The sequence below is a fragment of the Parasphingomonas zepuensis genome, from assembly GCF_036663735.1.
In the GTDB taxonomy this organism is placed as follows: domain Bacteria; phylum Pseudomonadota; class Alphaproteobacteria; order Sphingomonadales; family Sphingomonadaceae; genus Sphingomonas.
In genome coordinates this window covers 710,520-736,667 of the sequence record NZ_JAXOJO010000003.1, presented here as the reverse complement: position 1 = coordinate 736,667, position 26,148 = coordinate 710,520, and the positions used below count along the sequence as shown (strand labels likewise).

The 26,148-nt window shown below is 65.2% G+C and carries 26 protein-coding genes; 11 read left to right on the top strand and 15 right to left on the bottom strand.

The annotated features are described in order from the left end of the window. Positions 1-261 precede the first annotated feature (261 nt). Positions 262-903, bottom strand: coding sequence for a TetR/AcrR family transcriptional regulator (locus tag U1769_RS14745; protein WP_332717377.1), 642 nt, complete (start codon positions 901-903; stop codon positions 262-264). An 80-nt stretch (positions 904-983) separates the two neighbouring features. Between U1769_RS14745 and U1769_RS14740 the strand changes: the two genes are divergently transcribed. The 4 genes from U1769_RS14740 to U1769_RS14725 are packed head-to-tail and all read left to right on the top strand — an operon-like array spanning position 984 to position 7,105. Further along, complete coding sequence (locus U1769_RS14740) at positions 984-2,147, top strand: efflux RND transporter periplasmic adaptor subunit (protein ID WP_332717375.1); 1,164 nt, start codon at positions 984-986, stop codon at positions 2,145-2,147. 6 nt (positions 2,148-2,153) lie between these two features. Next, entirely contained in the window at positions 2,154-5,324 is a 3,171-nt protein-coding gene (locus U1769_RS14735; protein ID WP_332717372.1) for an efflux RND transporter permease subunit, read from the top strand. A 2-nt stretch (positions 5,325-5,326) separates the two neighbouring features. Next, positions 5,327-6,766, top strand: a complete 1,440-nt coding sequence (locus U1769_RS14730) for an efflux transporter outer membrane subunit (protein ID WP_332717370.1) — start codon at positions 5,327-5,329, stop codon at positions 6,764-6,766. Between the two features lie 57 nt (positions 6,767-6,823). Continuing rightward, positions 6,824-7,105, top strand: a complete 282-nt coding sequence (locus U1769_RS14725; RefSeq protein WP_332717367.1) for a hypothetical protein — start codon at positions 6,824-6,826, stop codon at positions 7,103-7,105. A 152-nt stretch (positions 7,106-7,257) separates the two neighbouring features. Here the strand turns inward: U1769_RS14725 and U1769_RS14720 are convergent, their stop codons facing one another. The 13 genes from U1769_RS14720 to U1769_RS14660 form a co-directional block, all read right to left on the bottom strand. After that, positions 7,258-8,184, bottom strand: coding sequence for a hemolysin family protein (locus U1769_RS14720; protein WP_332717364.1), 927 nt, complete (start codon positions 8,182-8,184; stop codon positions 7,258-7,260). A 9-nt stretch (positions 8,185-8,193) separates the two neighbouring features. Next, entirely contained in the window at positions 8,194-8,706 is a 513-nt protein-coding gene (gene ybeY / locus U1769_RS14715) for an rRNA maturation RNase YbeY (RefSeq protein WP_332717361.1), read from the bottom strand. Further along, entirely contained in the window at positions 8,706-9,107 is a 402-nt protein-coding gene (locus tag U1769_RS14710) for a type II toxin-antitoxin system VapC family toxin (protein WP_332717357.1), read from the bottom strand. The genes ybeY and U1769_RS14710 overlap by 1 nt, the downstream gene beginning before the upstream one ends. Then, positions 9,085-9,357, bottom strand: a complete 273-nt coding sequence (locus U1769_RS14705) for a type II toxin-antitoxin system VapB family antitoxin (RefSeq protein ID WP_332717354.1) — start codon at positions 9,355-9,357, stop codon at positions 9,085-9,087. Before U1769_RS14705 ends, U1769_RS14710 begins: the two co-directional genes overlap by 23 nt. Before the next feature lie 48 nt (positions 9,358-9,405). Then, the gene (locus U1769_RS14700) at positions 9,406-10,401 is read right to left on the bottom strand and encodes a PhoH family protein (RefSeq protein ID WP_332717351.1); all 996 of its coding nucleotides are present in this window, start codon (positions 10,399-10,401) and stop codon (positions 9,406-9,408) included. A gap of 174 nt (positions 10,402-10,575) precedes the next feature. Continuing rightward, complete coding sequence (gene miaB / locus U1769_RS14695; protein ID WP_332717349.1) at positions 10,576-11,898, bottom strand: tRNA (N6-isopentenyl adenosine(37)-C2)-methylthiotransferase MiaB; 1,323 nt, start codon at positions 11,896-11,898, stop codon at positions 10,576-10,578. Beyond that, positions 11,895-12,818: a lysophospholipid acyltransferase family protein gene (locus U1769_RS14690; protein WP_332717346.1), complete on the bottom strand. Its 924-nt coding sequence runs from the start codon at positions 12,816-12,818 to the stop codon at positions 11,895-11,897. Before U1769_RS14690 ends, miaB begins: the two co-directional genes overlap by 4 nt. 5 nt (positions 12,819-12,823) lie before the next feature. Further along, positions 12,824-13,246, bottom strand: coding sequence for a Fur family transcriptional regulator (locus U1769_RS14685; RefSeq protein ID WP_332717344.1), 423 nt, complete (start codon positions 13,244-13,246; stop codon positions 12,824-12,826). Between the two features lie 161 nt (positions 13,247-13,407). Continuing rightward, positions 13,408-13,824 carry a Ros/MucR family transcriptional regulator gene (locus U1769_RS14680; RefSeq protein ID WP_332717342.1) on the bottom strand — a complete coding sequence of 139 codons (417 nt, stop codon included), beginning with the start codon at positions 13,822-13,824 and terminating at the stop codon, positions 13,408-13,410. A gap of 110 nt (positions 13,825-13,934) precedes the next feature. Next, on the bottom strand, positions 13,935-14,411 hold the full coding sequence (locus tag U1769_RS14675) for a GNAT family N-acetyltransferase (RefSeq protein WP_332717339.1): 477 nt from the start codon (positions 14,409-14,411) through the stop codon (positions 13,935-13,937). Continuing rightward, a complete protein-coding gene (gene tsaB, locus U1769_RS14670; RefSeq protein ID WP_332717336.1) occupies positions 14,408-15,040 on the bottom strand; it encodes a tRNA (adenosine(37)-N6)-threonylcarbamoyltransferase complex dimerization subunit type 1 TsaB in 633 nt (210 codons plus the stop codon). The genes U1769_RS14675 and tsaB overlap by 4 nt, the downstream gene beginning before the upstream one ends. Before the next feature lie 30 nt (positions 15,041-15,070). Further along, positions 15,071-15,667: a malonic semialdehyde reductase gene (locus tag U1769_RS14665; RefSeq protein WP_332717334.1), complete on the bottom strand. Its 597-nt coding sequence runs from the start codon at positions 15,665-15,667 to the stop codon at positions 15,071-15,073. A 79-nt stretch (positions 15,668-15,746) separates the two neighbouring features. After that, a complete protein-coding gene (locus tag U1769_RS14660; RefSeq protein WP_332717331.1) occupies positions 15,747-16,322 on the bottom strand; it encodes a NifU family protein in 576 nt (191 codons plus the stop codon). Between the two features lie 168 nt (positions 16,323-16,490). Here U1769_RS14660 and U1769_RS14655 point away from each other — a divergent pair, with 168 nt between their 5' ends. The 5 genes from U1769_RS14655 to U1769_RS14635 all read left to right on the top strand — a co-directional run bounded on the left by U1769_RS14655 (position 16,491) and on the right by U1769_RS14635 (position 23,285). After that, positions 16,491-18,458 (top strand): alkaline phosphatase family protein, encoded by a 1,968-nt coding sequence (locus U1769_RS14655; RefSeq protein ID WP_332717326.1) that lies wholly within the window; start codon positions 16,491-16,493, stop codon positions 18,456-18,458. Positions 18,459-18,572: 114 nt separating this feature from the next. After that, on the top strand, positions 18,573-20,048 hold the full coding sequence (locus U1769_RS14650; protein WP_332717324.1) for a DUF4403 family protein: 1,476 nt from the start codon (positions 18,573-18,575) through the stop codon (positions 20,046-20,048). A 45-nt stretch (positions 20,049-20,093) separates the two neighbouring features. Further along, positions 20,094-21,368, top strand: coding sequence for a Xaa-Pro dipeptidase (locus U1769_RS14645; RefSeq protein ID WP_332717322.1), 1,275 nt, complete (start codon positions 20,094-20,096; stop codon positions 21,366-21,368). 679 nt (positions 21,369-22,047) lie between these two features. Further along, positions 22,048-22,800 (top strand): hypothetical protein, encoded by a 753-nt coding sequence (locus U1769_RS14640; protein WP_332717320.1) that lies wholly within the window; start codon positions 22,048-22,050, stop codon positions 22,798-22,800. 227 nt (positions 22,801-23,027) lie between these two features. Beyond that, positions 23,028-23,285: a hypothetical protein gene (locus U1769_RS14635; protein WP_332717318.1), complete on the top strand. Its 258-nt coding sequence runs from the start codon at positions 23,028-23,030 to the stop codon at positions 23,283-23,285. A gap of 33 nt (positions 23,286-23,318) precedes the next feature. Here the strand turns inward: U1769_RS14635 and U1769_RS14630 are convergent, their stop codons facing one another. Next, on the bottom strand, positions 23,319-23,966 hold the full coding sequence (locus U1769_RS14630; protein WP_332717315.1) for a hypothetical protein: 648 nt from the start codon (positions 23,964-23,966) through the stop codon (positions 23,319-23,321). 54 nt (positions 23,967-24,020) lie between these two features. Between U1769_RS14630 and U1769_RS14625 the strand changes: the two genes are divergently transcribed. Continuing rightward, complete coding sequence (locus U1769_RS14625) at positions 24,021-24,605, top strand: hypothetical protein (protein ID WP_332717312.1); 585 nt, start codon at positions 24,021-24,023, stop codon at positions 24,603-24,605. Then, positions 24,586-26,145, top strand: a complete 1,560-nt coding sequence (locus U1769_RS14620) for a terminase (RefSeq protein WP_332717310.1) — start codon at positions 24,586-24,588, stop codon at positions 26,143-26,145. Before U1769_RS14625 ends, U1769_RS14620 begins: the two co-directional genes overlap by 20 nt. Positions 26,146-26,148: the final 3 nt, after the last annotated feature.

The window sequence follows — 26,148 nt, the reverse complement described above, 5'->3', positions numbered from 1 at the left end:
GACCACGGACCGGATGGGACCTAGCACCGGCATAAGGATCGAACGGATCTGGACCGGTCTTCAAAGGCCGTGCGCGGCGTGACGGTAAATTACGGAGCAGGTGGTGGGCGATCGTGAATGAAGTCTCGGCATTTACGACTGGCGATCGTTTCAACCGCGTCGCCGAATCTGCCAGAGGACGGGTCTGGAGAGTCGCACCGTAGCGCCGTTTCTCATGGCCGGTCGCTTTTTCGGCTCCGCACGGCGCGCAGACGCGCTCGCTCAGCTTTCCCGCAGCACATCGATCTCCCGGTCGATCGTGCGCTTCAGCGCGGTGACGAGATCCGGGTCGATCGCGCTGATCTGTTCCAGCCGGCGCTGGAAGATGCCGGCGGACATGGTGAGGATCACATCGGCCAGGATCGCGCGGTCGCGCTCCTTCTCCGGCTCCGGCGCTAGCATCTCGAGCGCCGCGATTATGCTGCGCTGCAACCGATCATGCACGGATCGGAAGATGGCGGCGATGCGCGCGTTGCGCGACGATTCGGCGATGATCTCCGCGACCAGCCGGTAATCCTTGTCCCCGTCGCCGGCGACGAAATGGGCGATCCACGCACGCACCGAGTCGGCATCGCACGCCTCGACCGCGCCGCCGAGTTCGCCGACCGCGAGCAGCGGCTCGAGGTCCAACTCGACGATTGCCGCTACGATTTCCTCCTTGTTCGCGAAATCGCGGTAGATCTGGCCGACCAGCACGCCCGAATGCTTGGCGATCTGCGCCATGCCGGTATTGTGGAAACCGTTCTCCGCAAACAGCATCCGCGCGGTCGCGATGATCCGCCCACGCCGTTCCTCCGCCCGCGTCGGCGGGGCAGGGCACAGGGACAGGCCAGCCAGTTTTCCCCCGCTACAAAATGGTTTCAATGCTTGACCCTCCTTTCTCTTCGCACTAGCAGCAAATGTGAGTGAACGATCACTCACATAACGCCTCTCGTGAGAATTGCATGTCTTTTATCAGATTCGCCGCGTTGTCGCTGCTGCCCTTCGTGGCCGCCTGCGGTTCTCAGGGGGCGCAGCAGCCGCCGGCCGCCACTCCCGAGGTCAGCGTCATCACCGTGCAGCGCCAGGCCGTCACACTGAGCAGCGAGTTGCCGGGGCGCACCACTGCCTATGAGACGTCCGAAGTCCGCCCGCAGGTCAATGGCCTGATCGTCGCGCGGCTGTTCACGGAGGGCGATCAGGTCCGCCGCGGTCAGCCGCTCTATCGAATCGATCCGCAGCCTTATGTGACTCAGGTCGCCAGCGCCCGCGCCGCTTTGGCCCGCGCCCGCGCTGCGATCGCGTCGAGCGCCGCGTTACAGCGGCGTTACGGCGAGCTGGTCAAGATCAACGCGATTTCGAAACAGGATTACGACAACGCCCTCACGGCGGCACAGCAGGCCACGGCCGATGTCGCCGCGCAGCAGGCGGCGCTCGCCAACGCCCAGATCGATCTTGCCCGCACCACTGTGACGGCGCCGATCAGCGGCCGGATCGGCCTGTCGGTCGCCACCACCGGCGCGCTCGTCACCGCTGGGCAGGCGACGGCGCTCACGACAATCCAGCGCATCGACCCCGTGTTCGTCGATGTCAGCCAGGCCAGCGCCGATGTGCTCCGCCTGCGCCAGCGCATCCTGGCCGGTCAGCTTTCGCGCGGCGGCCAGGCGGCGCGCGTGCGTCTCCGGCTCGAGGATGGCAGCCTCTATCCGATCGAGGGCACGCTGCAATTCACGGACGTGAGCGTCGATCCCGCGACGGGGACTCAGACGATCCGGGCGGTGTTCCCCAATCCGCGCGGCCTGTTGCTGCCCGGCATGTATGTCCGCGCCGAGCTGGTCGAGGGTACCGAGGCAGCGGCGATGCTGGTCCCCCAGCGCGCCGTCAGCCGTGACGAGAAGGGTCAGCCGACCGTGCTGGTCGTCGGCCGGGGCGGCAAGATCGAGCAGCGCGTGCTGACGGCGCCGCGCACCGTCGGAGAGAATTGGCTGGTCACGGCCGGGCTGCAGCCAGGCGACAAGGTCATTGTCGAGGGCGCTGCGATGTTGCGCCCCGGCACGCCGGTCAAGGCAGTGCCGTGGAATCCCAATGCGAAGCCCGCGGCTCCGGCTGCCCCCGCACAGGCGAAATAACCCCTTATGTCCCGCTTTTTCATTGACCGGCCGATCTTCGCCTGGGTCATCGCGATCGTCCTGATGCTGGCCGGCATCCTCGCCATCCGCAGCCTGCCGATCGCGCAGTTCCCGTCGATCGCGCCGCCCGCCGTCACGATCAGCGCGACCTATCCGGGCGCTGATGCCCAGACGCTCGAAAACACGACGACTCAGATCATCGAGCAGCAGATGAAGGGCATCGACAACCTTCGCTATTTCTCGTCCTCATCCTCCTCGGCCGGCACCGTCACGATCACGCTGACGTTCGAGCAGGGCACCGATCCGGACATCGCTCAGGTCCAGGTGCAGAACAAGCTGCAGGCGGCGACGCCGCTACTGCCGCAGGAAGTCCAGCAACAGGGCATCCGCGTCGCCAAGTCCACGTCCAACTTCCTGGTCATCGTCGGCCTCTATTCGGCCGACGACAGTCATAGCGGGAATGATCTGGCCGATTATGTCGCCGCCCGGCTGCAGGATCCGCTGAGCCGCGTACCCGGCGTTGGCGATACGCAGGTGTTCGGCTCGCAATATGCAATGCGCATCTGGGTCGATCCGCTCAAGCTCAATGCCGTTCAGCTCACCATGGCCGATGTGACGAGCGCGGTGCAGGCGCAGAACGCGCAGGTTTCCGCCGGCCAGATCGGCGCCGAGCCGGCGCCGAAGGAGCATATGCTCAACGCCACCGTCTCGGTCCAGTCGCGCCTGCAGACGCCGGCCGAGTTCGGCGCGATCCGGCTGAAGACGAGCACGGCCGGCGCGGTCGTGCGCTTGTCCGACGTCGCCCGGGTCGAGTTCGGCGCCGAGCAATATGGCTTCAACGTGCGCTTCAACGGCCACCCGGCGTCCGGCATCGGCATCAAGCTCGCGCCCGGCGCCAATGCGCTGAGCACGGTCGATGCGGTCAAGGCGCGCGTCGCCGAGATCTCGAAGACTTTCCCGGCCGACATGAAGACCGTCTATCCCTTCGATTCGACGCCCTTCGTCCGGCTGTCGATCAAGCAGGTGATCGAAACCCTGGTCGAGGCGATCGTCCTCGTCTTCCTCGTCATGTTCCTGTTCCTGCAGAATTTCCGCGCCACCCTGATCCCGACGATCGCGGTGCCGGTGGTGCTGCTCGGCACCTTCGCCGTCCTGTCGCTTGCCGGCTTCTCGATCAACACGCTTACGCTGTTCGGCATGGTGCTCGCGATTGGCCTGCTGGTCGACGACGCGATCGTCGTGGTCGAGAATGTCGAACGCCTGATCCAGACCGAGGGGCTGAGCCCCAAGGAAGCTGCGCGCAAGTCGATGGACGAAATCAGCAGCGCGCTGGTCGGCATCGGTCTGGTGCTGTCCGCGGTGTTCCTGCCGATGGCGTTCTTCGGCGGATCGACCGGCGTGATCTACCGCCAGTTCTCGATCACGATCGTCTCGGCGATGGTGCTGTCCGTGCTGGTCGCCCTGATCCTCACGCCCGCGCTCTGCGCGACGATCCTGAAGCCGCACGATCCGTCCCGCGGCCAGGGCAATGGCCTGCTCGCGCGGTTCTTCCGCTGGTTCAACGACAAGTTCGAACGCGGCCAGGTCCGTTACGAACATGGCGTGCAGCGGACTGCGCGCAGCTGGAAGCGTTCGCTGCTCGTCTATGTCGGGATCGTGCTTGTCATGGGGCTGCTGTTCGTCCGCCTCCCGTCGGGCTTCCTGCCCGACGAGGACCAGGGCACGCTCATCGCGCTCGTCCAGGGTCCGGCCGGATCCACGACTGCGCGCACGGACAAGGGCCTCGATCTCGTCCGCGATCACTTCCTGACCGCCGAAAAGGACAATGTAGCCGGCGTGTTCACGATCAACGGCTTCAGCTTCGCCGGCCAGGGGCAGAATGCCGGCCTCGCTTTCGTTCCGCTGAAGGATTGGGAAGATCGCCCTGGCGCTGCCAACAAGGCGCAGTCGATCGCCGGCCGCGCGATGGGGCCTTTCTCACAATATAAGGACGGCCTGATCTTCGCGATCGTGCCGCCGGCTGTGCAGGAACTGGGCAATGCCACCGGCTTCGACGTTCAGCTGGTCGACGAAACCGGTATCGGCCACGACAGGCTGCTCGCCGCGCGCAACATGCTGCTCGGCATGGCCTCGCAGGACAAGCGCCTCGCCCAGGTGCGCCCGGTGAGCCTCGACGACGCGCCGCAGCTCAAGGTCGATATCGATCAGGACAAGGCGCGTGCGCTGGGCATCGATCTCGCCTCGATCAACGCGACCATCGCGAGCGCCTGGGGCGGCGCGTATGTGAACGACTTCATCGATCGCGGCCGCGTGAAGCGAGTCTATATCCAGGCCGATGCGCCCTATCGCCTGCGCCCGGAGGATATCGCCACGCTGTTCGTGCGCGGCGAGAACGGCCAGATGTCGCCCTTCACTGCCTTCTCGACGGTGACCTGGGCGAATGCCCCGGTGCAGCTGACGCGCTATAACGGCCAGGCTGCGATGCAGATTCAGGGTGGGGCCGGCCCCGGCGTCAGCAGCGGCGCGGCGATGACTGCGCTCGAGGAACTGCACGCGAAGCTGCCGCCCGGCACTGCGCTGCAATGGACCGGGCTCAGCTATGAGGAGCGCCTGTCAGGCGGCCAGGCCCCGGCGCTCTACGGGCTGTCGCTGCTGATCGTGTTCCTGTGCCTCGCCGCGCTGTACGAAAGCTGGTCGGTGCCGATCTCGGTCCTGCTGGTGGTGCCGCTGGGCGTGCTCGGCGCGGTGCTGGCGGCCGCCATCACCGGGCTGAACAACGATATCTACCTGCAGGTCGGGCTGATCACGACGATCGGCGTGTCGGCCAAGAACGCGATCCTGATCGTCGAATTCGCCGAGGAACGGATCGCCGAGGGCATGAGCGCCTTCGACGCGGCGGTCGCGGCGGCGAAGCTCCGCCTCAGGCCGATCCTGATGACCAGTCTCGCCTTCGTGTTCGGCGTGATGCCGCTTGCGCTTTCCACCGGCGCCGGGGCGGGCGGGCAGAATGCGATCGGCCGCGCCGTGGTCGGCGGCATGCTCTCGGCGACCGTGCTGGCGATCTTCTTCGTGCCGATGTTCTTCGTCGTCGTGATGCGCCTGTTCGGCCATGGCGTCCCCGCCAAGCCTGCCGCGCACGACCATCCGGGTGGCGCATCCGCCCCCCAGGGAGCCTGATTGTGAATAGCCCATCCCGTTCCATCCTCGCCCTGCTGGCGCTGTCGACCGCGCTGGCCGGTTGCAACCTTGCGCCCACCTATGTCCGTCCGGTCGGCGCGGTGCCGGCGGCACTGCCGTCAGGCGGAGTCTATCCGCCGGCGGCGACGGATGCGGCCGATGTCAGCCGCATCGGCTGGCGCGATTTCTTCACTGATCCGCGCCTGCGCTTGGTGATCGAAAGCGGCATCGCCAATAACCGCGATCTGCGCATCGCGGCCGGCAACGTGCTCCAGGCCCGCGCGCAGGTGCGGGTCCGGCGGGCCGATATGCTGCCGACGGTCAATGCCACGGGCTCAGCGACCTTCACCAACAACGCGACCGGCGCCGGCTCGGCGGGCGGCACGGGAGGCGTCGGGGCCACTGGCTCGTCCGATCTGGAGATCTATTCGCTGAATGCCGGCGTATCGGCCTTCGAGGCCGATCTGTTCGGGCGGGTGCGCAATCTCAGCCGCGCCGCGCAGGAGCAGTATTTCGCTTCGGAGGAGGCGCAGCGCGCCACCCGGATCAGCCTGATCGCCGAGATTGCGACTGCCTGGCTGACCATGGCGTCCGATCAGGACCAGCTCAGCATCTCCCGCCAGACGCTCGCCGCGTTCGAGGAGACGCGCCGCCTGACCAGCGAGCAATTCCGCATCGGCGTCGCCTCGGAGCTCGAGGCGCGCCAGGCCGACACCAACTATCAGTCGGCGCGCAACGACATCGCAGCGCTCACGACGCGCGTGGCGCAGGACCAGAATGCGCTCAACCTGCTCGTCGGCACCACCGTGCCGGTCGATCAGCTGCCCGACGGCCTCGGTGCCGGCGCCGCCACGCGTGATGCGCTGCCGGGCGGTATCTCATCCGACGTGCTTTTGCGACGGCCGGACGTGCTTCAGGCTGAACACCAGCTGATCGCTGAGAACGCCAATATCGGCGCGGCGCGCGCCGCCTTCTTCCCGACGATCTCCCTGACGGCGACGGTCGGCACGATCTCCACCGCGCTGTCCGGCCTGTTCGGTGGGGGTAGCTTCACCTACAGCGCCGGCCCCTCGATCGGGCTGCCGCTGTTCGATGGCGGCCGCAACCGCGGCAACCTGGATTATGCCAAGGCGTCACAGCAGGTTGCCGTCGCAACGTATGAAAAGGCGATCCAGACCGCGTTCCGCGAAGTCGCCGATGCGCTGGCGCAACGCGGCACGATCGACGAACAGGTGTCGGCCCAAGCCGCGCGCGCCAACTCTGCCCAGGTCGCCGCGCGCCTGTCCGATGCGCGCTACCGGGCGGGGGTGGATTCCTTCCTCGTCGCCCTCGATGCGCAGCGCACGGCCTATGCCGCGCAACAGCAGCTCGTCACGACTCGCCTGTCGCGCGCGAGCAATCTGATTGAGCTGTACCGGTCGCTGGGTGGCGGCCTGCAATAAGCGGCTTGCGTAGAACAGGAATTGGCATACTCTCCCTTCAAAATAGGAGAGCAAGCGATGGAAAACCTGAAGACGCTCCAAGGCTCGGGTGACGAAAGCCTGGTCATCCTGCAGAGCCTCATATGCCTGCTGCGCGAGAAGAACCTGCTGAGCCGCGCCGATATCGAGGAATTGTGCGACCGCGTTGCGCTCCGCGCCAAGCAGTGTGAAAACGCGCCGTTCCCGTGCAGCGAGAATATCGCAACCGCCGCCGCCACCGAGATGGCCCGGATCGGCGGCTATATCGGCACCCGTTATGGCGGCAAGCATCGCCGCGGCACCATCTCCGGCGGGCATTGATTCAGCCGGTTTGATGGACTTCGGCGCTGGGCTCGTCCGTACCGCGCCCTCGATCGACTCAGCCTCGGCGCCGTTGACGCGAGAGGCGTGCCTGTACGGCGTACCGTCCCGCGCTTTCTCCTGACGGCTTCCGCCGCGAATTCAGCCCCGCGTCAGCCTTCGTCGGTCTCTTTCGTATGCGGCGGATGCAGGCGGACCCGCTCGACTCGGGTCGGCTCGGCCTCGATCACCTCGATCGTCCAGCCGCTCTCATGCGTGATGCATTCGCCCTTTTGCGGCACATGCCCTGCCAGCACCGCGGCCAGGCCACCGATCGTGTCGATATCGCCATCGACTTCGGCCAGCCGAGGGTCGATCGTGTCGCCGATATCCTCAAGCTCGGCGCGCGCGTCGGCTTCCCAGGCGCCGCCGTCTAACGGCACGATCAGCGCTTCGGGCGCATCGTCATGCTCGTCCTCGATGTCGCCGACGATCTCCTCGATCAGGTCCTCGATCGTGACGAGACCTTCGGTCCCGAAATATTCGTCGAGCACGATGGCGAGATGCACGCGCTTCTGCCGCATGTCCGCCAGCAGATCGAGCGCCCCGCGCGACATCGGCACATAGAGCGGCTCGCGGATCAGATCGGCCAATGTCTCCGGATGCGGCGCGCCGGTCGCCAGGATCGCGAACACGTCCTTGATATGGACCATGCCGATGATCGTATCGAGTTTCTCGCGGTACACCGGCAGGCGGCTGTGCCCGGCCTCGGCGAACAGCTTCACCAGCGCGTCGAAACTGGTCTTCTCTTCCACCGCGACGATGTCCGCGCGCGGCACGCCGACATCGCCCGCGTCGCGCTCGCCGAAATGCAGCAGGTTGCGCACCATCTGGCGCTCGAGCGGGGAAAGGTCGCCGGCCGCATCGGGCTCGGGATCGTCCTCATGCGCGTCGATCGCGTCCTCAAGCTGTGCGCGGAGCGATTCGTCCCCCGGATCACCGAAGATGAAGGAGCGGAAGGAACGCCATATGCTGCCTTCCCGGGATCCGGCCCCGTCGGTCTGGTGTGCGGTGCCGGTGCTACTGTCGCCGTCGGGCATGGTGGTGTGTCAGTCCTCGCGTATCAGATAGGGGTCGCCGAGCCCGAGGGATTTGAGCGCATCGGTCTCGATCCGCTCCATCGCCTCGGCCTCATGGTCTTCCATATGGTCATAGCCAAGTAAATGCAGCGTGCCATGCACGATCAGATGCGTCGCGTGATCTTCGAGCGAAATCGCCCGCTCGGCCGCTTCGTTGGCGCAAACCCCATGGGCCAGCACGATATCGCCGAGCAGCACTTCGCCATCGTCCGAATTCTGCCCGATCGTGTCGAGCAGATCGGCCTGCACCATGGGGAAGCTCAGTACATTGGTCGGCCTGTCCTTCTGGCGGTACTGCGCGTTCAGCGTCTGCACTTCCTCGTCCGTAGCGAGACGGACGGATATCTCGATCAGTGCGGTCGCGGTCAGCATGTCGCCATGCTCGGTACGCTCCATCGCAGCAGTGGCGGCGCGCAGGGCGAGCGCCTGCCAGTCGATGGTCTCGGGCCAGGGGGCTTCGATCGAGAGGGCCGTTTCAAGCATCAGGCGAGGTCCGTCCTGGCGAAGTCGTCGCCCTTGTAGAGAAGTCGGGCATCATTGGCCTTGGCGCAGGCATAGGCGAAACAATCGCCCATGTTCAACGCAGCCGGGTGGCGGCCTTTGCCATAGGCTCGATAAGCTTCGAGCGCGAGCGCCGCCTCGCGTCCGCCGATCGGAACGAGCCGGAGTGGGCGGGCGGCCGCGGTGTCGGAGACTTCGCGTCGCGCATCCTCGACCGGATAGCCGTAGGAGCGGCACAATGCCGCCACTGCCTCCCACTCCGTCATTGCTGACCACAGGGGATCTGCATCATCGCGAACCTGGATCGCTAGCGAGGCTTGTTCGGGTTCCCCAGCAATGATCGCGACCAGCGCGGAAGCATCAACGAAAAGGGTCAACGACATCCTCCTCGCCGGAGAGCCAGTCGTGAAACGCCTTGTCGGCCTTCAACCGGGTCGGCTTTGGCATAGGATGGTCGCGACGATATTGCGCCAGCCATTCAACGAAATCAGGCCTGGGCTGCGCTTCGCCCAATTCGGCCTTGCGGCGTCGAAGCAGATCGCGAACGATTTCGGTCTTGGTAGTGCCCAATCGGGCTGCCAGCTCGGTCGCGAGCGCTGCCGTTTCGCTGTCCTTGATGAAAAGGGATGCCATGGTGAGGTCTCCGGGATATCCCTAATCTATAGCGGGATATCCTTATGTTCAAGCATCGACACCCTCGTAAGCCTCGACGATCCGCCCGACGATCGGATGCCGCACCACGTCGCCGGCGCCGAAGCGGCAGATGGACAGCCCCTCGACGCCCTCCAGCCTGCCGACGGCGTCGTTCAGCCCTGAAGCCGCCATCCCGCCGGGCAGGTCGGTTTGCTTGGGATCGCCGCACACCACCATTCGGCTGTTCTCGCCAAAGCGGGTCAGGAACATCTTCATCTGCGCCGGCGTCGTGTTCTGCGCCTCGTCCAGGATGATGAAGGCGTCGGCCAGCGTCCGGCCGCGCATGAAGGCAATCGGCGCGATCTCGATCTCTCCGCTGAGGATGCGGCGCTCAACCTGTTCGGCCGGCAGGCAATCGTTCAGCGCGTCGTAGAGCGGCCGCAGATAGGGATCGACCTTCTCTTTCATGTCGCCGGGAAGGAAGCCGAGCTTCTCGCCCGCCTCCACTGCCGGCCGCGACAGGATCAGCCGCTGCACGCTCCCGGTGATCAGCTGCGCGACGGCCTGCGCCACTGCGATATAGGTCTTTCCGGTGCCTGCCGGCCCGAGCGCGAAGATGATGTCGTTGTCGAGCAGCGCGCGCATGTAATGCGCCTGCGCTATGGTGCGCGGCACGATCGTCTTCTTGCGCGTGCGGATCATGATCTGCGGCCCGCCGACATCGGCGCGGACGATGCCGTCCAGCGTCGGCTCGGCGGACATGGTGATCACTGCCTCGACCAGGCCCTGATCGACGCGCTCGCCCCGGACGATGCGGTTGTACAGGCCCTGCAGCACGTCGCGCGCTTCCGCGACCGATTCCGCGCGTCCTTCCAGCCCAACGCGGTTGCCCCGCGCTGTGATGTACACACCCAGCCGGCTCTCCAGCTGCAGCAGGTTCTTGTCGAACTCCCCGAAGAGCTGCGGCATGAGTTGGGGCTTGTCGAACACGATCTCGGCACGGCTGCGATCACCGGACTGGGCGGGGACAGGCTTGCGGCTCATGCGGTTCCTTCAGGCGGGAGGGAGGAGAGGGCAACGACGCCACCGGAACGGGCCGCGAACGGCGGTGTTCCGGAAAAAGGGCGAGTCTGCTGCATCCGCTCGCGAGTTTGGCAGGTCGCGTGCCGCTAGGACAGAGGCAAACGCGCAACAGTGCGATCTTTCCGACGCAGACGCTCAGGCGAACTCGCGCACTTGCTCCACGCCCGACACCGAATTGGGCCAGGCCGCTTCGATCTCCACTTCGACCATGTCCCCGATCACGCCGCCCGAGACGAGATGCACCGATTGCAGCCAGGGCGACTTCCCGATCAGCTGGCCGGGTAACTTGCCCTTACGCTCCAAGAGCACGCCGCAGCGCCGCCCGACGCTCGCCCGGTTGAACGCCTCCTGGTCGCGGTTGATCGCTGCTTGCAGCCGCTGCAGGCGCTCGTCCATTACCTCGGCCGGGACCTGATCGGCCATGTCGGCGGCCGGGGTGCCGGGGCGCGGGCTGTATTTGAAGCTGAACGCCTGCGCATAGCCTACCGCGTCGATCAGGCTCAGCGTGTCGGCGAAATCCGCCTCGGTCTCGCCCGGGAATCCGACGATGAAATCGCCGGACAGCGCGATGTCCGGCCGCGCCGCGCGCACGCGATCGAGGATGCGCAGGTAGGAATCGCGGCTGTGGCTGCGGTTCATCGCCTTGAGGATGCGGTCGCTCCCCGCCTGGACCGGCAAATGCAGGAACGGCATCAGTTTCTGGACGTCGCGGTGCGCGTCGATCAGGCCCTGAGTCATGTCGTTGGGGTGGCTAGTCGTGTAGCGGATCCGCGCCAGCCCGGCGATCGAGTCAAGCTCGCGCACCAGCGCATCGAGTCCGCCGGTGCGCCCGGTCGCATCCTCGCCCGTCCAGGCATTGACGTTCTGGCCAAGCAAGGTGATCTCGCGCGCGCCGGCATCGACCAGCGCCTTAGCCTCGTCGACGATCGCCGCCCAGGGCCGGCTGACCTCGGCGCCGCGCGTATAGGGCACGACGCAATAGGTGCAGAATTTGTCGCAGCCTTCCTGCACCGTCAGGAACGCCGATGGCGGTACGCGGCGGCGCGCGGGGAGGTGGCCGAACTTGGTCTCGACCGGCATGTCCGTGTCGAGCGCCGTTTCGCCTCGCGCTGCCTTGGCAACGAGGTCGGGCAAATTGTGATAGGCTTGGGGCCCGACCACGATATCCACCTTGGCGCGACGCACGATTTCCTGGCCCTCCGCCTGTGCGACACAGCCGGCGACCGCGATCATCGGCGCGCGGCCATGTTTGCGCAGCCGCCCGATGTCGGAATAGACCTTTTCGGTCGCCCGCTCGCGGATGTGGCAGGTGTTGAGCACGATCAGGTCGGCGGCGTTGGCGTCGTCGGTCGCGGTCATCCCGTCGGCGGCCATCAGCTCGCTCATCCGGTCGCCGTCATACATGTTCATCTGGCAGCCGAACGACTTGACGTGGAAGGTCTTGGGGGTGGGTTTCATGATGGCGGCGCTATAGGCGGGGGCGGGCGGTGCGGCAAATCCTCCGCACCCTTGTCGGTGGCAGGCGCCTCGTAGCGCACCGCGTCGACTGCATGCGCGAACGGACGCAGCGGGTGCCCGAGTGCCTCGATCAGCGCTTCCTCGATCCGCCGCCGGCTCTCGGCCGCGATCGCCTTGCGGCCCGGAAAATCGTGTGGGTAAAAGGGTTCGAGGAAATGCACGCGCATCCGGAACGCGCCGCGCCGCGCCAGCAACCGCTTGGCATTGTCCAGGCCCGTTTCCGCGCCGATCCAGCCGATCTCCTCGCCGGCCGCGCCGTAATCGAGCAGCACTGGCTGCACCAGCACGCCGGGCGGCGGTGGTTCGAGCACGCGCAGCATCGGTGTCTTGAACGGCAGCAGCGACTTGCCGTCAGTGGTCGTGCCTTCGGGAAAAACCGTCACCGACCAGTTCTCGGCCAGCGCGTCGCGCAGCTGATTGATCTGCTCGGCGACGCCCAGCCGGTTCTCGCGCTTGACGAATACGGTGCGGTTCAGCGTCGAGAGCCAGCCCACCACCGGCGCCGCGCGGATCTCCTCCTTGGCGACGAAGGCAGTGCCACTCTGCCCGGCGATCGCCAGGATATCGATCCAGCTGAGATGGTTGGAGATGTAGAAGACGTCGCGCTTCAGCGGCACGCCGACCCGCTCGACCCGCGCGCCGGAAACGCGCGCCGCCCAGCCGAGAAAGATCTTCGGCCAGGGCGATCCGATCCGGAGCATGCGCCACAGATAATGGAGTGGCACGGTGAGAAGCAGCCCGAGCACGAGCCCCGCGGCGCGCAACGCGATGCGCAGACGGCCGGCCAGATCGATCGGCGAAGGGCGCCCCGCAGCTGCTTCGGCGCGCCGATGCGCTGCCACGGCCAGAGCTTCGGCCAAGCGGCCTAGACCTTGCGGTCGAGGGCCACGCCGTACAGCTCCATGCGGTGGTCGACGAGCCGGAAGCCGAGCCGTTCGGCGATAGCCTTCTGCAATTGTTCGAGCTCGGGATCGACGAATTCGATCACCCGGCCAGTTTCGACGTCGATCAGGTGGTCATGGTGCGATTCAGGTGCCGGCTCGTAGCGCGAGCGGCCGTCGCCGAAATCATGGCGATCCAGGATCCCGGCCTCCTCGAACAGCCGCACCGTGCGATACACGGTCGCGATCGAGATGCCCGGATCGATCGCCGACGCGCGAGCGTAAACCTTCTCGACATCGGGATGGTCCTCCGCTTCGGACAGGACGCGCGCGATGACGCGGCGCTGGTCGGTGATGCGCAGGCCCTTTTCATTGCACAGGGCTTCGAGATCAATCTTGCGTGGCATGGCCAGCATGTAGTCTCTTTGGGGTTATTGATAAAGGGCAACCGACTCGCAATAAGCCGCCCCGCGCCGCCCCATGGCGCGCCGGACGCCGGGTACGGCAGCAGCCCCGTCCTCATCGGACAGGGCCGCTGCCTTCCCTCGCATCGGCGCGATGCGTCCCGTTACCGGGTCTTGCGGCGCTTGGTGCCCAGGCCGATCTTCTTCGCCAGCGTGCGGCGCTGCTCGGCATAGTTGGGCGCGACCATCGGATAGTCGGCGGGCAAGTTCCACTTGGCGCGGTACTGCTCCGGCGTCAGCTGATAGTGGGTCATCAAGTGCCGCTTCAACATCTTGAGCTTCTTGCCGTCCTCGAGACAGACGATGAAGTCCGGCTTGATCGAAGAACGCACTGAAACAGCCGGTTCCTGCTTTACTTCGGGCGCCGGCGCGGCGCCGCCCAGGCCAGCGAGTGCGCCATGCACATTCGCGATTAGCACCGGCAGATCCGAGACCGCGACGCTATTGTTGCTCACATGCGCGGCGACAATATCCGCAGTCAGCGTAATCAAGGTCTCCTGCAACTCGTTTTGCGTATCCATTGAAATCCTTTCGACCCGTTATTCAGCCGCATTGATTGCGCAGCCTTGGCGAGCGCTATCCTACTTTGGATCGCAACACGCAAGTAACAAGTGGAGAGTCGAAAAAGAGCTCAGCGTAGATCGCGGCTATAGGTAAACGCGTTGAAAGCCTGGCCGGCGTTGCCGCGGTAATAATTTCGGCGTTCACCGACCTTAACGAATCCTGTATGGTGATAAAGCTTAATGGCTTCATTACCTTCGCGGACTTCGAGGTGAAGATTAATCGCTTTAAAACTATTGGCATCGTTAATGACGGAACTTAACAATGCCGCTGCAACGCCGCGCCGCCGAAGTGCCGGGACCGTCGCCAGCAATAACAACTCGGCTTCGTCGGCGACGACGCGTGACAAGGCAAAGCCGGCCGGCACCCCGTCCAGGCTTGCGATCGTCAACCATACGCCCGGCATGGCGAGGATGCCGAGGCACTGGTTGCGCGTCCACGCCTCGCCGTAGCGTGGGTCGAACGCCTGTTGCATCACCTGATCGACCAGGACGAGATCGGCCACGCCGCCGGTGCGCAATTCGATCATCTGCAGCGTGGTGCTCATGCGACGGGGGCGGGAAGCGGCTTCGCGTCGGGCGCGCGGCCATAGATCGGGCGCGGCGGGAGGGCGGTGAGCGGCGCCGGCAGCAGCACGGCATCGGCCGCGCACGGCAATGCCTCGGTCAGCGACGCGGCGGGATCGAGCGGCAGCAGGAAGCGCACGCCATTGCCGATTGCGGGGCGGGCGCCGAGCGCGGCGAGCGCTGCTTCGGGCCTGAGCGAGGCGAGCGCCGAAAGCGGCGCGAGCTGAGCATCGAAGGACTGCATGAAGACTTCGCCATGCCCGCCTTCCAACACGACGGCAAGGCTGGACCATCCCCGATGCTGTGCGAAACCGGCCGCCGCAACCAGTGAGAGCGAGGAATAGCCGAATGCCTCGGCGCCCCAGCCAAGCGCCAGCCCGCGCGCGGCGGCGATGCCGACGCGCACGCCGGTGAAGCTGCCGGGCCCGCAATCGACCAGGATACGCGGCGCGCGCCCGCCGTCGGGCAGCTCGGCGATCATCGGCACCAGCCGCTCGGCATGGCCGCGCCCGACCACCTCATGGGCGGCGGCAATCACCGCGCCTTGCTCGATCAGCGCGACCGAGCAGGCAGCGGTGGCCGTTTCGATGACCAGGGTGCGCGCCGTCATGCGCGCTCTCCCCGGAGGGCAGAGGTCAGTTCAGGCAATAGTGTTGAACCGTTCGAACGCGGGCCGCGGCGAGCGATCGAAGATCGTCGCGGGATCGCCATGCCCGAGGGTGGAGATGAAGTTGGAGCGCACCGCCGGCGTATCGGCGAAGAAGGCCGCATCGACCTTGCCATTGTCGAAGCCCGACATCGGCCCGGTATCGAGCCCGAGCGCACGCGCCGCGACGATGAAATAGGCGCCCTGCAGGGTCGAGTTGCGCATCGCCGAGGCTTCGCGCAGCTCGGCGTTGCCGTCGAACCAGCTCTTCGCGGTCTGGTTGTGCGGGAACAGTTCGGGCAGATGTTCGTGGAAATTGGTGTCCATGCCGACGATCACCGTCACCGGCGCAGCGAGGATCTTCGGGGCGTTCTGCGCGCTGGCGCAGGCGGCGAGCTTCGCCTTGGCCTCGTCGCTCACGCACCACACGAGCCGGGCGGGCAGCTGGTTGGCCGAGGTCGGGCCCCATTTCATCAGGTCCCAGATCGCATGCAGCTCGGCTTCGCTGACCGGCGCATCGGTATAGCCGTTATAGGTCCGCGCGGTGCGGAAGATCGTATCGAGTGCAGCGTCGGACAGCTTCTCGCTCATGCAATATTCCTCGATTCAGGGGCATCCTGCCGGTGAAAGGGGTAAGCACCGGGCCCGGGCAGGCCGCGCCGCGCGCAGATCAGACCGCGCGGACTTCGGTGACTTCCGGGACATAATATTTGAGCAGCTGCTCGATCCCGTTCTTCAGCGTCGCGCTGGACGACGGGCAGCCGGAGCAGGCGCCCTGCATCTGGAGATAGACCTTGCCCTTGTCGAACCCGCGATAGACGATGTCGCCGCCATCGTTCGCCACGGCCGGGCGCACCCGCGTCTCGATCAGTTCCTTGATCTGCACGATGATGTCGGCATCGGCCGGATCCTCGGCGAAGCTCTCGTCGGCGGATGGGACCGCGATGGCGCCGGCATTGCCGGGCCGGAACAGCGGCATGTTCGCGCTGAAATGATCGAGCAGCAGGCCGAGCACGTCGGGTTTCAGGTCGATCCAGTCGACGCCGGGCGCCGCGGTGACGGAGATGAAGTCGCGCCCGAAGAACACGCCGGTCACGTCGCCCAGCCCGAACAGCGCATCGGCGAGCGGTGACGCTTCGGCTTCCTCCGGCGTGGCGAAGTCGCGGGTGCCGGCATCCATCACGGCGCGGCCGGGCAGGAACTTGAGGGTCGCCGGATTGGGCGTGGTTTCGGTTTCGATCAGCATGAGTCGCATGTGGGCCGGCGCGCGCGCCGGATCAAGGCGCGATGTGGAAACGCAGCGTTGGGCCGCCGACAAGCCAGGCCGCATTGCCTCCGTTCTGGTGCCAGCCCTTGTTGACCGCTTTCCCGCATTCGCCACAATTTCAGGCACATCAGGGAGGATAGCAGCATCATGTCGACTCAGCGCTCCGCCAATGTCAGCGTCACCAACAACACCAATGGCAATGCCAATATCGTGCTGTTCCACAGCAACAGCAGCAACGGCACTCAGCGCGGCACATGGTCGGTCGGCCCGGGCGAGACGACGCCCCCGATGCAGGTGCTGTTCCGCACTGGCTTCGGCGCCGGGGGGACCCTCGATTACTGGTCCGTGATGCTGTTCGTGAAGGACGGGTCGGACGCCGGGCTCTATATCAACAGCGGCACGGTCACGGATCGCTACTGGAAGGAATGTCAGCTCCAGCGCGCGGATGCCGATCAGTCGATCACCCTGTCGGTCAGCACCGGCACGTTCGACGTCGCGCTCCATTCCGGCGGCTGCAAGGACGAGATGACCCGCCTCACGCCCGCGCCCGCCCAGCCGATCAGCCACGTGTTCGTGGTGATGCTGGAGAACCGGTCGTTCGATACCATGTTCGCGATGTCGGGCATTCCCGGCATCACCGCGGCGACGACGCAGGATTCCAACAGCTATACCGATCCGAACGGCACCATCACGACCTTCAACGTCCAGTCCGGGGCGCCGCTCAGCATGCCGACCGATCCGGGGCATGAATTCCTCGACGTGGTCGAGCAATTGTGCGGCCAGAATTCCACTTGGACGCCGGGCGGCCCTTATCCGTCGATAAACAACAGCGGGTTCGCGGCCAATTACGCGACCTCCACCACCGAGGACCCGCATGTCCCGCCGACGCTGGACGAAGTGCAGTTCATCATGGACTGCTTCGACACGCAGCAGCAGTTGCACGTGATCAACACGCTGGCCCAGCAATTCTCGCTCTGCGATCGGTGGCATTCCTCGATCCCGGGGCCGACCTGGCCCAACCGGTTCTTCCTGCACGGTGCTTCGTCGTCCGGGTTCGACGACAGCCCGAGCAAAGGGCAGATGGCCGGCTGGGAGCTGCCGCGCGGCGGCTTCCAATATCCCAATGGCTCGATCTTTCAGCGGCTCGATTCCGCGTCGATCCCGTACCGCTTCTACAATGATTCGAGCTCGACCTTCCACAGCCTGTACAGCGACGATCCGTTTGCCGGATCGGCGCTCGGGGCCGTCCCGCAGGTGTCGGCACTGAGCGGCGTGACGGTGACGGACATATACTCGCTCGATCACTTCGCATCGGATCTGCAGGGCCCCTATCCCTATCCCTACACCTTCATCGAGCCGCATTATGGAGACATCAGCGGGGGCACCTATGCCGGCGGATCGTCGCAGCATCCGATGGACGACGTCTATGGCGGCGAAAATCTGCTCTCGGCCGTGTTCCGGGCGATCCAGACTTCGCCCTACTGGAATTCGAGTTTGCTGGTGATCCTCTATGACGAGCATGGCGGCTTCTACGATTCCGTCCCGCCGCCCGGTGCGATCGCCCCCGGGGACAACCCCAGCTACGGCTACAACACGCATGGCTTCGATTTCACCACGCTCGGCGTGCGCGTGCCGGCTGTGCTGGTCTCGCCGCTCGTCGCATCCGGATCGGTCGATTCCACCCTTTACGACCATTCCTCGGTGCCGAAACTGCTCGAGTCGCTGTGGGGGCTCTCCTCCCTGACCGACCGGGACGCGGCGGCCAATTCGCCGCTCGGCACGCTCTCGCAGGCCAGGCCGCGCACGGACCGGGTCGAGCTGCCGACCCCGCTGCCGCCGATGCGGGCGGCCAGGGTGCCGCTCACCACGGCGCAGCGCTCCGCGCTGCTGGCGCAGCCCGTGCCCGAATCCGGGAACCTGGTCGGTGCGCTCGCCAATCTGCGCAAGGCCGATGCCGAGCTGTCGGGCGGCACGCCCCCGGAACTCGCCGCCATCGCCGCGCGCCAGGCGACGATCCGCACCCGCGGCGATGCCGAGGCCTATGCGGTCGAAGTGCTGAGCAAGGTGCGCCTGATCCAGCAACAGCGCCGACTGGCAAAGCTCGGCGCGGTCTGACGCGCCGGGGCCGATCGCGGCGATTCCCACGCTGACCTTTCTTCCTCCTGCTTGCGGGAGGGGCCGGGGGAGGGCATGCCCGTGCGCTGGACGGGAGAAGCAAGTGACGGCCTCATGAAGCGCATCTTCCCGGCCGCGGCGATCGGCGGCCTGCTGGTCCTCGCGGCGTGCCAGCGTAAGGTCGAGACGCCCGTGCCGCCGCGCGTCGAGACGCCCGCCGTGTTTCCGGATCGCTCCTCCACCATCGTCGTACCGATCTCGGCGCGGCTGGCGGATCTGGAAAAGGGGCTCAACGCGCGCATCCCCAAGGCGCTGTGGCAGACCAACAAGCCGGGCCAGAGCTGCGTCCCGCCGCAAAGCGTCAAGGTATTCGGCAAACGGCTGAAGGTCACCCCGACGATCCGCTGCACCATTATCGGCCGGGCAGAGCGCGGCTGGATCCGGCTGGGCGGGCAGGGCGACATGCTGACCATCACCATGCCAGTGCACGCGACGATCAGCGTGCGGGATGTCGGCGGCATCATCAAGCAGGAGACGGCAACCGGCGCGGCCGAGGTGCGCGCGCATGCGCGGCTCTCGATCGACAACAACTGGGCGCCGACGGCGAAGGTCCGCATCGATTATGACTGGACCGATCCGCCCGGCATCGATTTCCTCGGCCAGCGCATCCGCTTCGTCGAAAAGGCCGACAGCAAGCTGCAGGGCGTGATCGCCGGCCTCGAAAAGAGCCTGCCCGCCGAGCTGGCGCGGATGCGCGCGCAGGATCGGCTGGCCGAGCTTTGGGCCAAGGCCTTCACCTCCGTCATGCTCAATCGCGAGCGGCCGCCCGTATGGATGCGGATCACGCCGCGGCGGCTCGGCTTCGGCGGCTATCGCATCGCCGGAGGGCAGCTCGAGTTGAAGCTCGCGGCGGAGGCGCTGACTGAAACCTTTGTCGGCGATCGCCCGGCCGATCCCGTGGCGACCCCGCTGCCGCCGCCATCGCGCGACACCGGGGCCGAGGGCCTGCGCTTCTACATCCCGGTGCTGGCCGATTTCCGTCAGCTCGAGCCGGTGGTCGAGCGCGCGCTCCGCAAGCTCGCGCGCAAGGGCATCAACCTCGCCGGGATCGGTCCGGTCGATGCCGAATTCGGCAAGGTGACGATCTATGCCACCACCGGCGGGCGGCTGGCCGTCGGCGTCAAGGCCAAGGTGAAGGCGCGCCAGGTCGGCTTCGCCGCGGCGCAGGGCGAAGTTTGGCTTTCCGCCGTGCCCTATAACGACGCGAACTCGCAGGTCGTGCGGGTGCGCGATCTGCAGCTGACCGAGAAGATCGACAGCACCGCGGTCAACCTCCTGCTCTCGCTGTTCGGCGACGAGCAGGTGCGCGAAGGCATTCGCGCCGGCCTGGTCCATGATTTCGCGCCCGATTACCAGAAAGTGCTGCTCGCCGCGCGCAAGGCGATGACCGGGCGGCGCGAAGGCGATTTCCTGATCGACGCGACGGTGACGAAGGTGACCAACGGCACGATCCAGGTGACGGGGCAGGGGCTGTTCATGCCCGTCGCGGCGGACGGTGAGGCACGGATCCTGTATCGGCCGGTGCGATAGGGTCCGCGAGATCGTAGCGCGGTTGTTCGGGAAGGGGTGAAGTCGATGCGGTGGATGGCAATGATCGCGGTGGGCATCGCCCTCATCAACACACCGGCGCTCGCCGAAACCCGCTATGTCCATGCCGGCCGCCTGATCGATACCGAAAAGGGCGTGGTGCTCACCGATCGGCTGATCCGGATTGAGGATGACCGCATCGTCTCGGTCGCGCCCTGGGCGCCGCCGCCGGCCGGGGCCGCGCTCATCGACTGGTCCGCCTATACCGTGCTGCCCGGGCTGATCGACATGCACACGCATCTCGCCGACTGGGGGCAGACAGCCAATGTCGCCGAGCCGCTGCTGCACAGCCAGCAGGAGATTGCCTATGTCGGCCTGCGCAATGCGCGCGCGACGCTGGAGGCGGGGTTCACCACCGTGCACGATGTCGGCACGTTCCGGGCGTTCGGCGATGTCGAGCTGCGCAATGCGATCAACCGCGGCGACGTGGCCGGCCCGCGCATGAACGTGGTCGGCGCCTATATCACCATTCCCGGCGGCGGCGGCGAAGTCACCGGCTTCGCGCCCGACGTGAAGGTGCCGGACGACATGCGCGTCGGCGTCGTCACCGATGCCAATGATGTGCGGCTCAAGGTGAACCATCTGTTCCAGCGCGGCGCGGATTCGATCAAGCTGATCGCCACCGGCGCGGTGCTGGCCGAGGGGACGGAGCCCGGCACGCTCGAATTGTCGCCAGAGGAGATGCGCGCGGCGGTGGAGACGGCGGCGGCGCATGGCAGCTGGGTCACCGCGCATGCCCACGGCGCGGCCGGCATCAAGGCGGCGATCCGCGCCGGCGTGCGCTCGATCGAGCACGCCTCGCTGATCGACGACGAGGGCATCGCGCTGGCCAGGGCGAAGGGCGTGTTCCTCGACATGGATATCTATAATGGCGATTATATCGAGGAGATCGGCAAGCGCGACGGCTGGCCCGCCGACCATCTGCGCAAGAACCGCGAGACCACCGACGCCCAGCGCGAGGGCTTCCGCAAGGCCGTGAAGGCCGGCGTGAAGCTCAGCTTCGGCACGGACGCCGGCGTCTATCCGCACGGCCGGAATGCGCGGCAGTTCAGCTATATGGTGCGCTACGGGATGACGCCGATGCAGGCGATCCAGGCCGCGACATTCGTCTCGGCCGAGCTGCTCGGCTGGTCGGCCGATGTGGGCGCGATCGCGCCCGGGCATTTCGCCGACATGATCGCGGTAAAAGCCGATCCGCTGGCCGATATCGCCGCGCTGGAGCGAGTGGATCATGTGATGAAGGGCGGGGTGGTGGTGCGCTGAGATGGGGCGAACGGCCTGTTTGCAAGCATAGGGGCGCGTGGGAGCGTTCGGTCGCGGCGGGGGCAAAGGACTCGTGTTGGGGAATGTGGCGATCTGCGGAATTTGCCGGAGTAATCGCCGATTTATGTCACCCGCTTGCGAGAGGCGCGTTTTGAAGCTGTTCTTCGGGCGTGCGGGGCCTTTATTGAGGGTTGGCATTTCCATGCTTTTCTCAATTTGGGGCGCTAGTGATGGGCGGCGCTGGCGGTTCATGTACGGCATTTGATCTATTCCTGCCGAGTTATGTCACTGGCATGGGATTTTCTTGGTTTATAGTTTGAGGCTCGTTTTTGGGGCATTGTGCGGACTCCTGGCCCTCGGTCGGCCTCGGGAGATTTCAGCATGGATGCGGGGTTGGTTGAATCGGTCAGCCGCTCAGCTTTTTAAAGCCGGCCCTGTGAGACTGCTGGCGCTGGGCACATCGCAAAGTGATTTTGGCAATTCGGTTCGATCGTGATGTCGCGCAAACGCTCACGGCGAAGCGCGGGCCGAAGACGATTGGATTCAGGAGTTAAGTAAACTGTCACCGAAATTCATTGCCCCTCGTCGGAATTAGGTGCGGCGATAGTAGCGGTTGAACCGTTGGGCTCAGGCCTTACCTAGAGATATGTTCTCGGCATGTCCGGGTCGGGGGTGTCAAATGGAACTAATCACTGTCGGTGAGATGGACGATCTGCCCGACGATCCGGCAACGGCCTTCGTTCAGCTCGAGCGCATTTGCCGCACACGCCTCAATGCAATGACTGGCGAAATGGAGCGATATGAGCACGGCGATGATCTGCGACTTGAGTATATCACGGTCGTGGCTGCTGCTGCTGCTGCCTATGGGATAGCGGACTTTGGTGAAGCGAGCGAGCTTCGTCACGACGATTTCCGGACGGTATATCAGCGAGCAATAGCGGTCGCTACCAGACTGGCTATCGAAGGTAAGCGGGCGAGAGAGCTAACAAGTGTTGCCCTCCCGATCGCGGCAAAAGAGCGTTTGAAGAAGCATTTGTTGGAATTGAGGGCGGCGGTCCAGCAGTCGGGGTTGGACGACCGCAAGAAAGCCATTTTGAACAAACGCCTAGACTCATTCGATTCGGAGCTAGGCAAAGAAAAGAGCAGCGTCACGATTATCTTAGTTGGAGTAGCGCTGGTGACGGCTGCTTTGAGCCAAGGCACGGGTGCGATCACTGGTGCCGAAGACGCTATCATTAAACTGCCGGAGACGGTCAACGCGATCAACATTCTGCTAGGTAGGGAAAAGTTACGGGAAATTGAGGCTGCGCCGGATCCGCTGCCTCTCCCGTCTCCCGTCCTGCCGAAGGCCCTTCCCAACCCTGCGAAGCCCGAGGTCGCGTCGCGAACACGCGCTGACTTCGCTGATGACCTAGATGATGTGCCGTTCTAGGCATTCCGTCTGACGAGGACGGCCTGCGCCGCACCTTCGGCCATCTCCAACGGCGCTATACGAGCTACATCAACGCGCGCGCCCGGCGGACCGGATATCTTTGGCAGGGCCGCTTCGGCTCGGTCGCGGTCGACGAGCCCAATCTGTGCAATGCGCTGCGCTACTTCAGCCTCAACCCGGTTCGCGCCCGCCTCGTGAAACGCGCCGCCGACTGGCCTTGGTCGAGCGTGCGTGCGCACCTCGCGGGCAGCGATGACGGGCTCGTCACGGTTGCGCCGGCGCTTGCGCGGATCGACGACTTCGCTGCGTTCCTGGCGGACGATATCGACGAGGCCGCTGCCTATGCAGCACTGCGCAAGGCGGAGAGCCGTGGGCGCCCGATCGGCGACGCGGATTGGGTCAAGATGCTTGAAGCGCGGACAGGGCGGGCGCTCACTCCGGCGAAGCGCGGCCGAAGGCGCGCACGGGGTAAAGGGGTTAAGTAAACCGTCACCGAAACCGGTGCCAGAGAAGAGCGACTAGGCCGCCTTGATCATTTCGCAGCTGTACAGGCGAGCATTGAGCCGTTCGAGTTCCGTGATGCGACCGACAGCAGTAATGCGGTCACCAATCTCGACTATCTCTAATCGCTCTCTGTCTCGGGCAAAGTGAAGCCATATAAACCGTACCAAGTGGTCAGGATGCGAGACCATGACTAATGTTTCGTCCTCGCTCTGGCTCACATTCTGGACCGCCAACGAAACCTCGATCCACTTCCCTAAATACGGCCGTGCGATAGCCGCTGCCTGAATGTTGGTTTTACCCACCAGCATGTCCATCAGTTCAGGCAAGGTTCGATTCTGAACAAAAACCCGATCCCTTGGATCTTCCCATCGCCGTATATGATCTAGAGGTGACTCAACGGCGGTAGGCAGGTCTTGAGGTTCGGTAGACACTGGCAATGGTTCCGCGCGTGCTTTTCCGGCCTTGCGCTCAAGGTGCGCGATGCTGTCATCACGCAATTTGATCCGGTGTTCTAAACCATCAATTACGGCTCGGTATCGCCATTCCATCAAACGCCAGACCGCCACCGCAGCGATTATCACGCAAACCGCAAACGGGACAGGGGCTTGGCCGACCACTGCTAGCTGGTGCCCAATGGATGCCGCGAGATCGTCAAAACCCATGCTGGCGTCATATCGCTAGCGCCTTGGGTTTGTGAACTGTACATCGCTAATAAATTGCGAGACGAACGCTGGACAGTCAAAACCTTAGAATTGGCGCTTTTTTCGTTCTCACCCGCGGTTCGTCGTTACCATCGATTCAAACTCCCCGCCAAATCGCGCATCCAGCGTCCCATGACCCAAGGACGCCCCCCGACCTACGCCCCCAAAAACGCCGAGATCGCGCGCAAGGCTTATGAGCTTGGCGCGGTCGACGACGATGTCGCCGACATGTTCGATGTCTCGGTGCGCACGCTTTATCGCTGGCGCATCCAGCACAAGGCGTTCGCGGATGCCTGTGCGGTCGGCAAGGAATATGCCGACGAATGGGTCGCGGCATCGCTGTACCAGCGGGCGCGGGGGTTCGAATATACCGCCGAACGCGTGTTCATGTTCGCCAAATCGGAAGAACCGATCATCGCGCGCTATGCGAAGCGGGTGCTCGGCAATCCGCGCATCGCGCTGCAGTGGCTGCGCATCCGCCAGCCCGAGAAATGGCGCATCCCGCGCGACGACGAGGGCAAGGAAGAACTCTCCGACATCATCGAACAGGCATTCGCCCGGGCAGCGGAAAGGCGTCGCAATGAGCAGGATAAAGACTGAATCGAAGCGCCGGCTGGCCGACCGGATGGACGAACTGCGGCACGATCCGCTGGGCCATGCCAATCTGGTCTATCCCTGGGGGCACGGGGTGCTGCGCGGCGTCTCCGGCCCCCGCGCCTGGCAGCGCGCGGTGATGGAAAGCATCGGCGCGCATCTCGCCGATCCGGCCACGCGGCACACGCCGTGCCGCATCGCGCGCGCTTCCGGCCACGGCATCGGCAAGTCGGCGCTGATCGCGATGCTGATCAAATGGGGGCTGGATACCGGCATCGACACGCGCATCGTCGCCACCGCCAATACCGAGAGCCAGCTGCTCACCAAGACCGGGCCGGAGATCGTGAAATGGCACAATCTGTCGATTACGAAGGACTGGTTCCGCGCCACCGCGACCGCGCTCGTCTCCACCGTGGCCGATCATGATCGCAGCTGGCGATCGGATCTCGTCACCTGGAGCGTGGTCAACACCGATGCCTTTGCCGGGCTGCACAACCAGGGCAAGCGCATCATCCTGATCTTCGACGAAGCTTCGGGCATCGCGTCGAAAGTATGGGAAGTCGCGCTCGGCGCGCTGACCGACGAGGAGACCGAGATCGTCTTCCTCGCCTTCGGCAATCCCACGCTCAACAGCGGCGCGTTCCATGATTGCTTCAACCGCCACCGCCATTTGTGGGACACGCAGCAGATCGACAGCCGGACGGTCGAGGGGGTGAACAAGGCCTATCTCGACGAGCTGGTCGCGACCTATGGCGAGGACAGCGATATCGTCCGGGTTCGCGTGCGCGGCCAGTTCCCGACGGCGTCCTCGATGCAGTTCATCTCAACCCTGCTGGTCGATCAGGCGCGGATGCGCGAAGCGTACGGCCTCTCCACCGATCCGCTGATCTTCGGCCTGGATTGCGCGCGTTTCGGCGACGATCATTCGACCTTGGCGATCCGCAGCGGCCGGGATGCGCGGTCGCGCCCGTGGAAGCGCTGGCAGGGGGTGGATGCGATGACGCTCGCCGGCGACGTCGCGTTCCAGGCCGAGATGCTGAAGCCCGATGCGGTGTTCGTCGATGCCGGCAATATCGGCGCCGCGGTGATCGACCGGTTGCGCCAGCTGGGCGTGGCGAACGTCCATGAAGTGTGGTTCGGCGGCAAGGGCCGCGACGCGCAATGGGCGGGCGAACTGCGCGTGCAGACCGCCAACAAGCGTTCCGAAATGTGGACCAACATGCGCGGCTGGCTGGAGGGCGGGGCGATCCCCGACGACGAGGAACTGGCGACCGACCTGACCGGCGTGGAATATGGCTATGCCGCCGACCAGGTGTCGATCCTGCTCGAGAAGAAGGCGCACATGAAGGCGCGGGGCCTTGCCTCGCCCGACGATGCCGATGCGCTGGCGCTGACCTTCGCCGAACCGGTCGAGCCGCGCGAGAGCGTCTATTGGCCGCCGCCGCGCCGCCGCGATAATTTCAACGAGATGACCGAGGAGGAAATCCACGCCTGGACCTACCGCGAGGTCTATGACCCGAGCTTCGATTATTATTATCGGCCGTGAGAG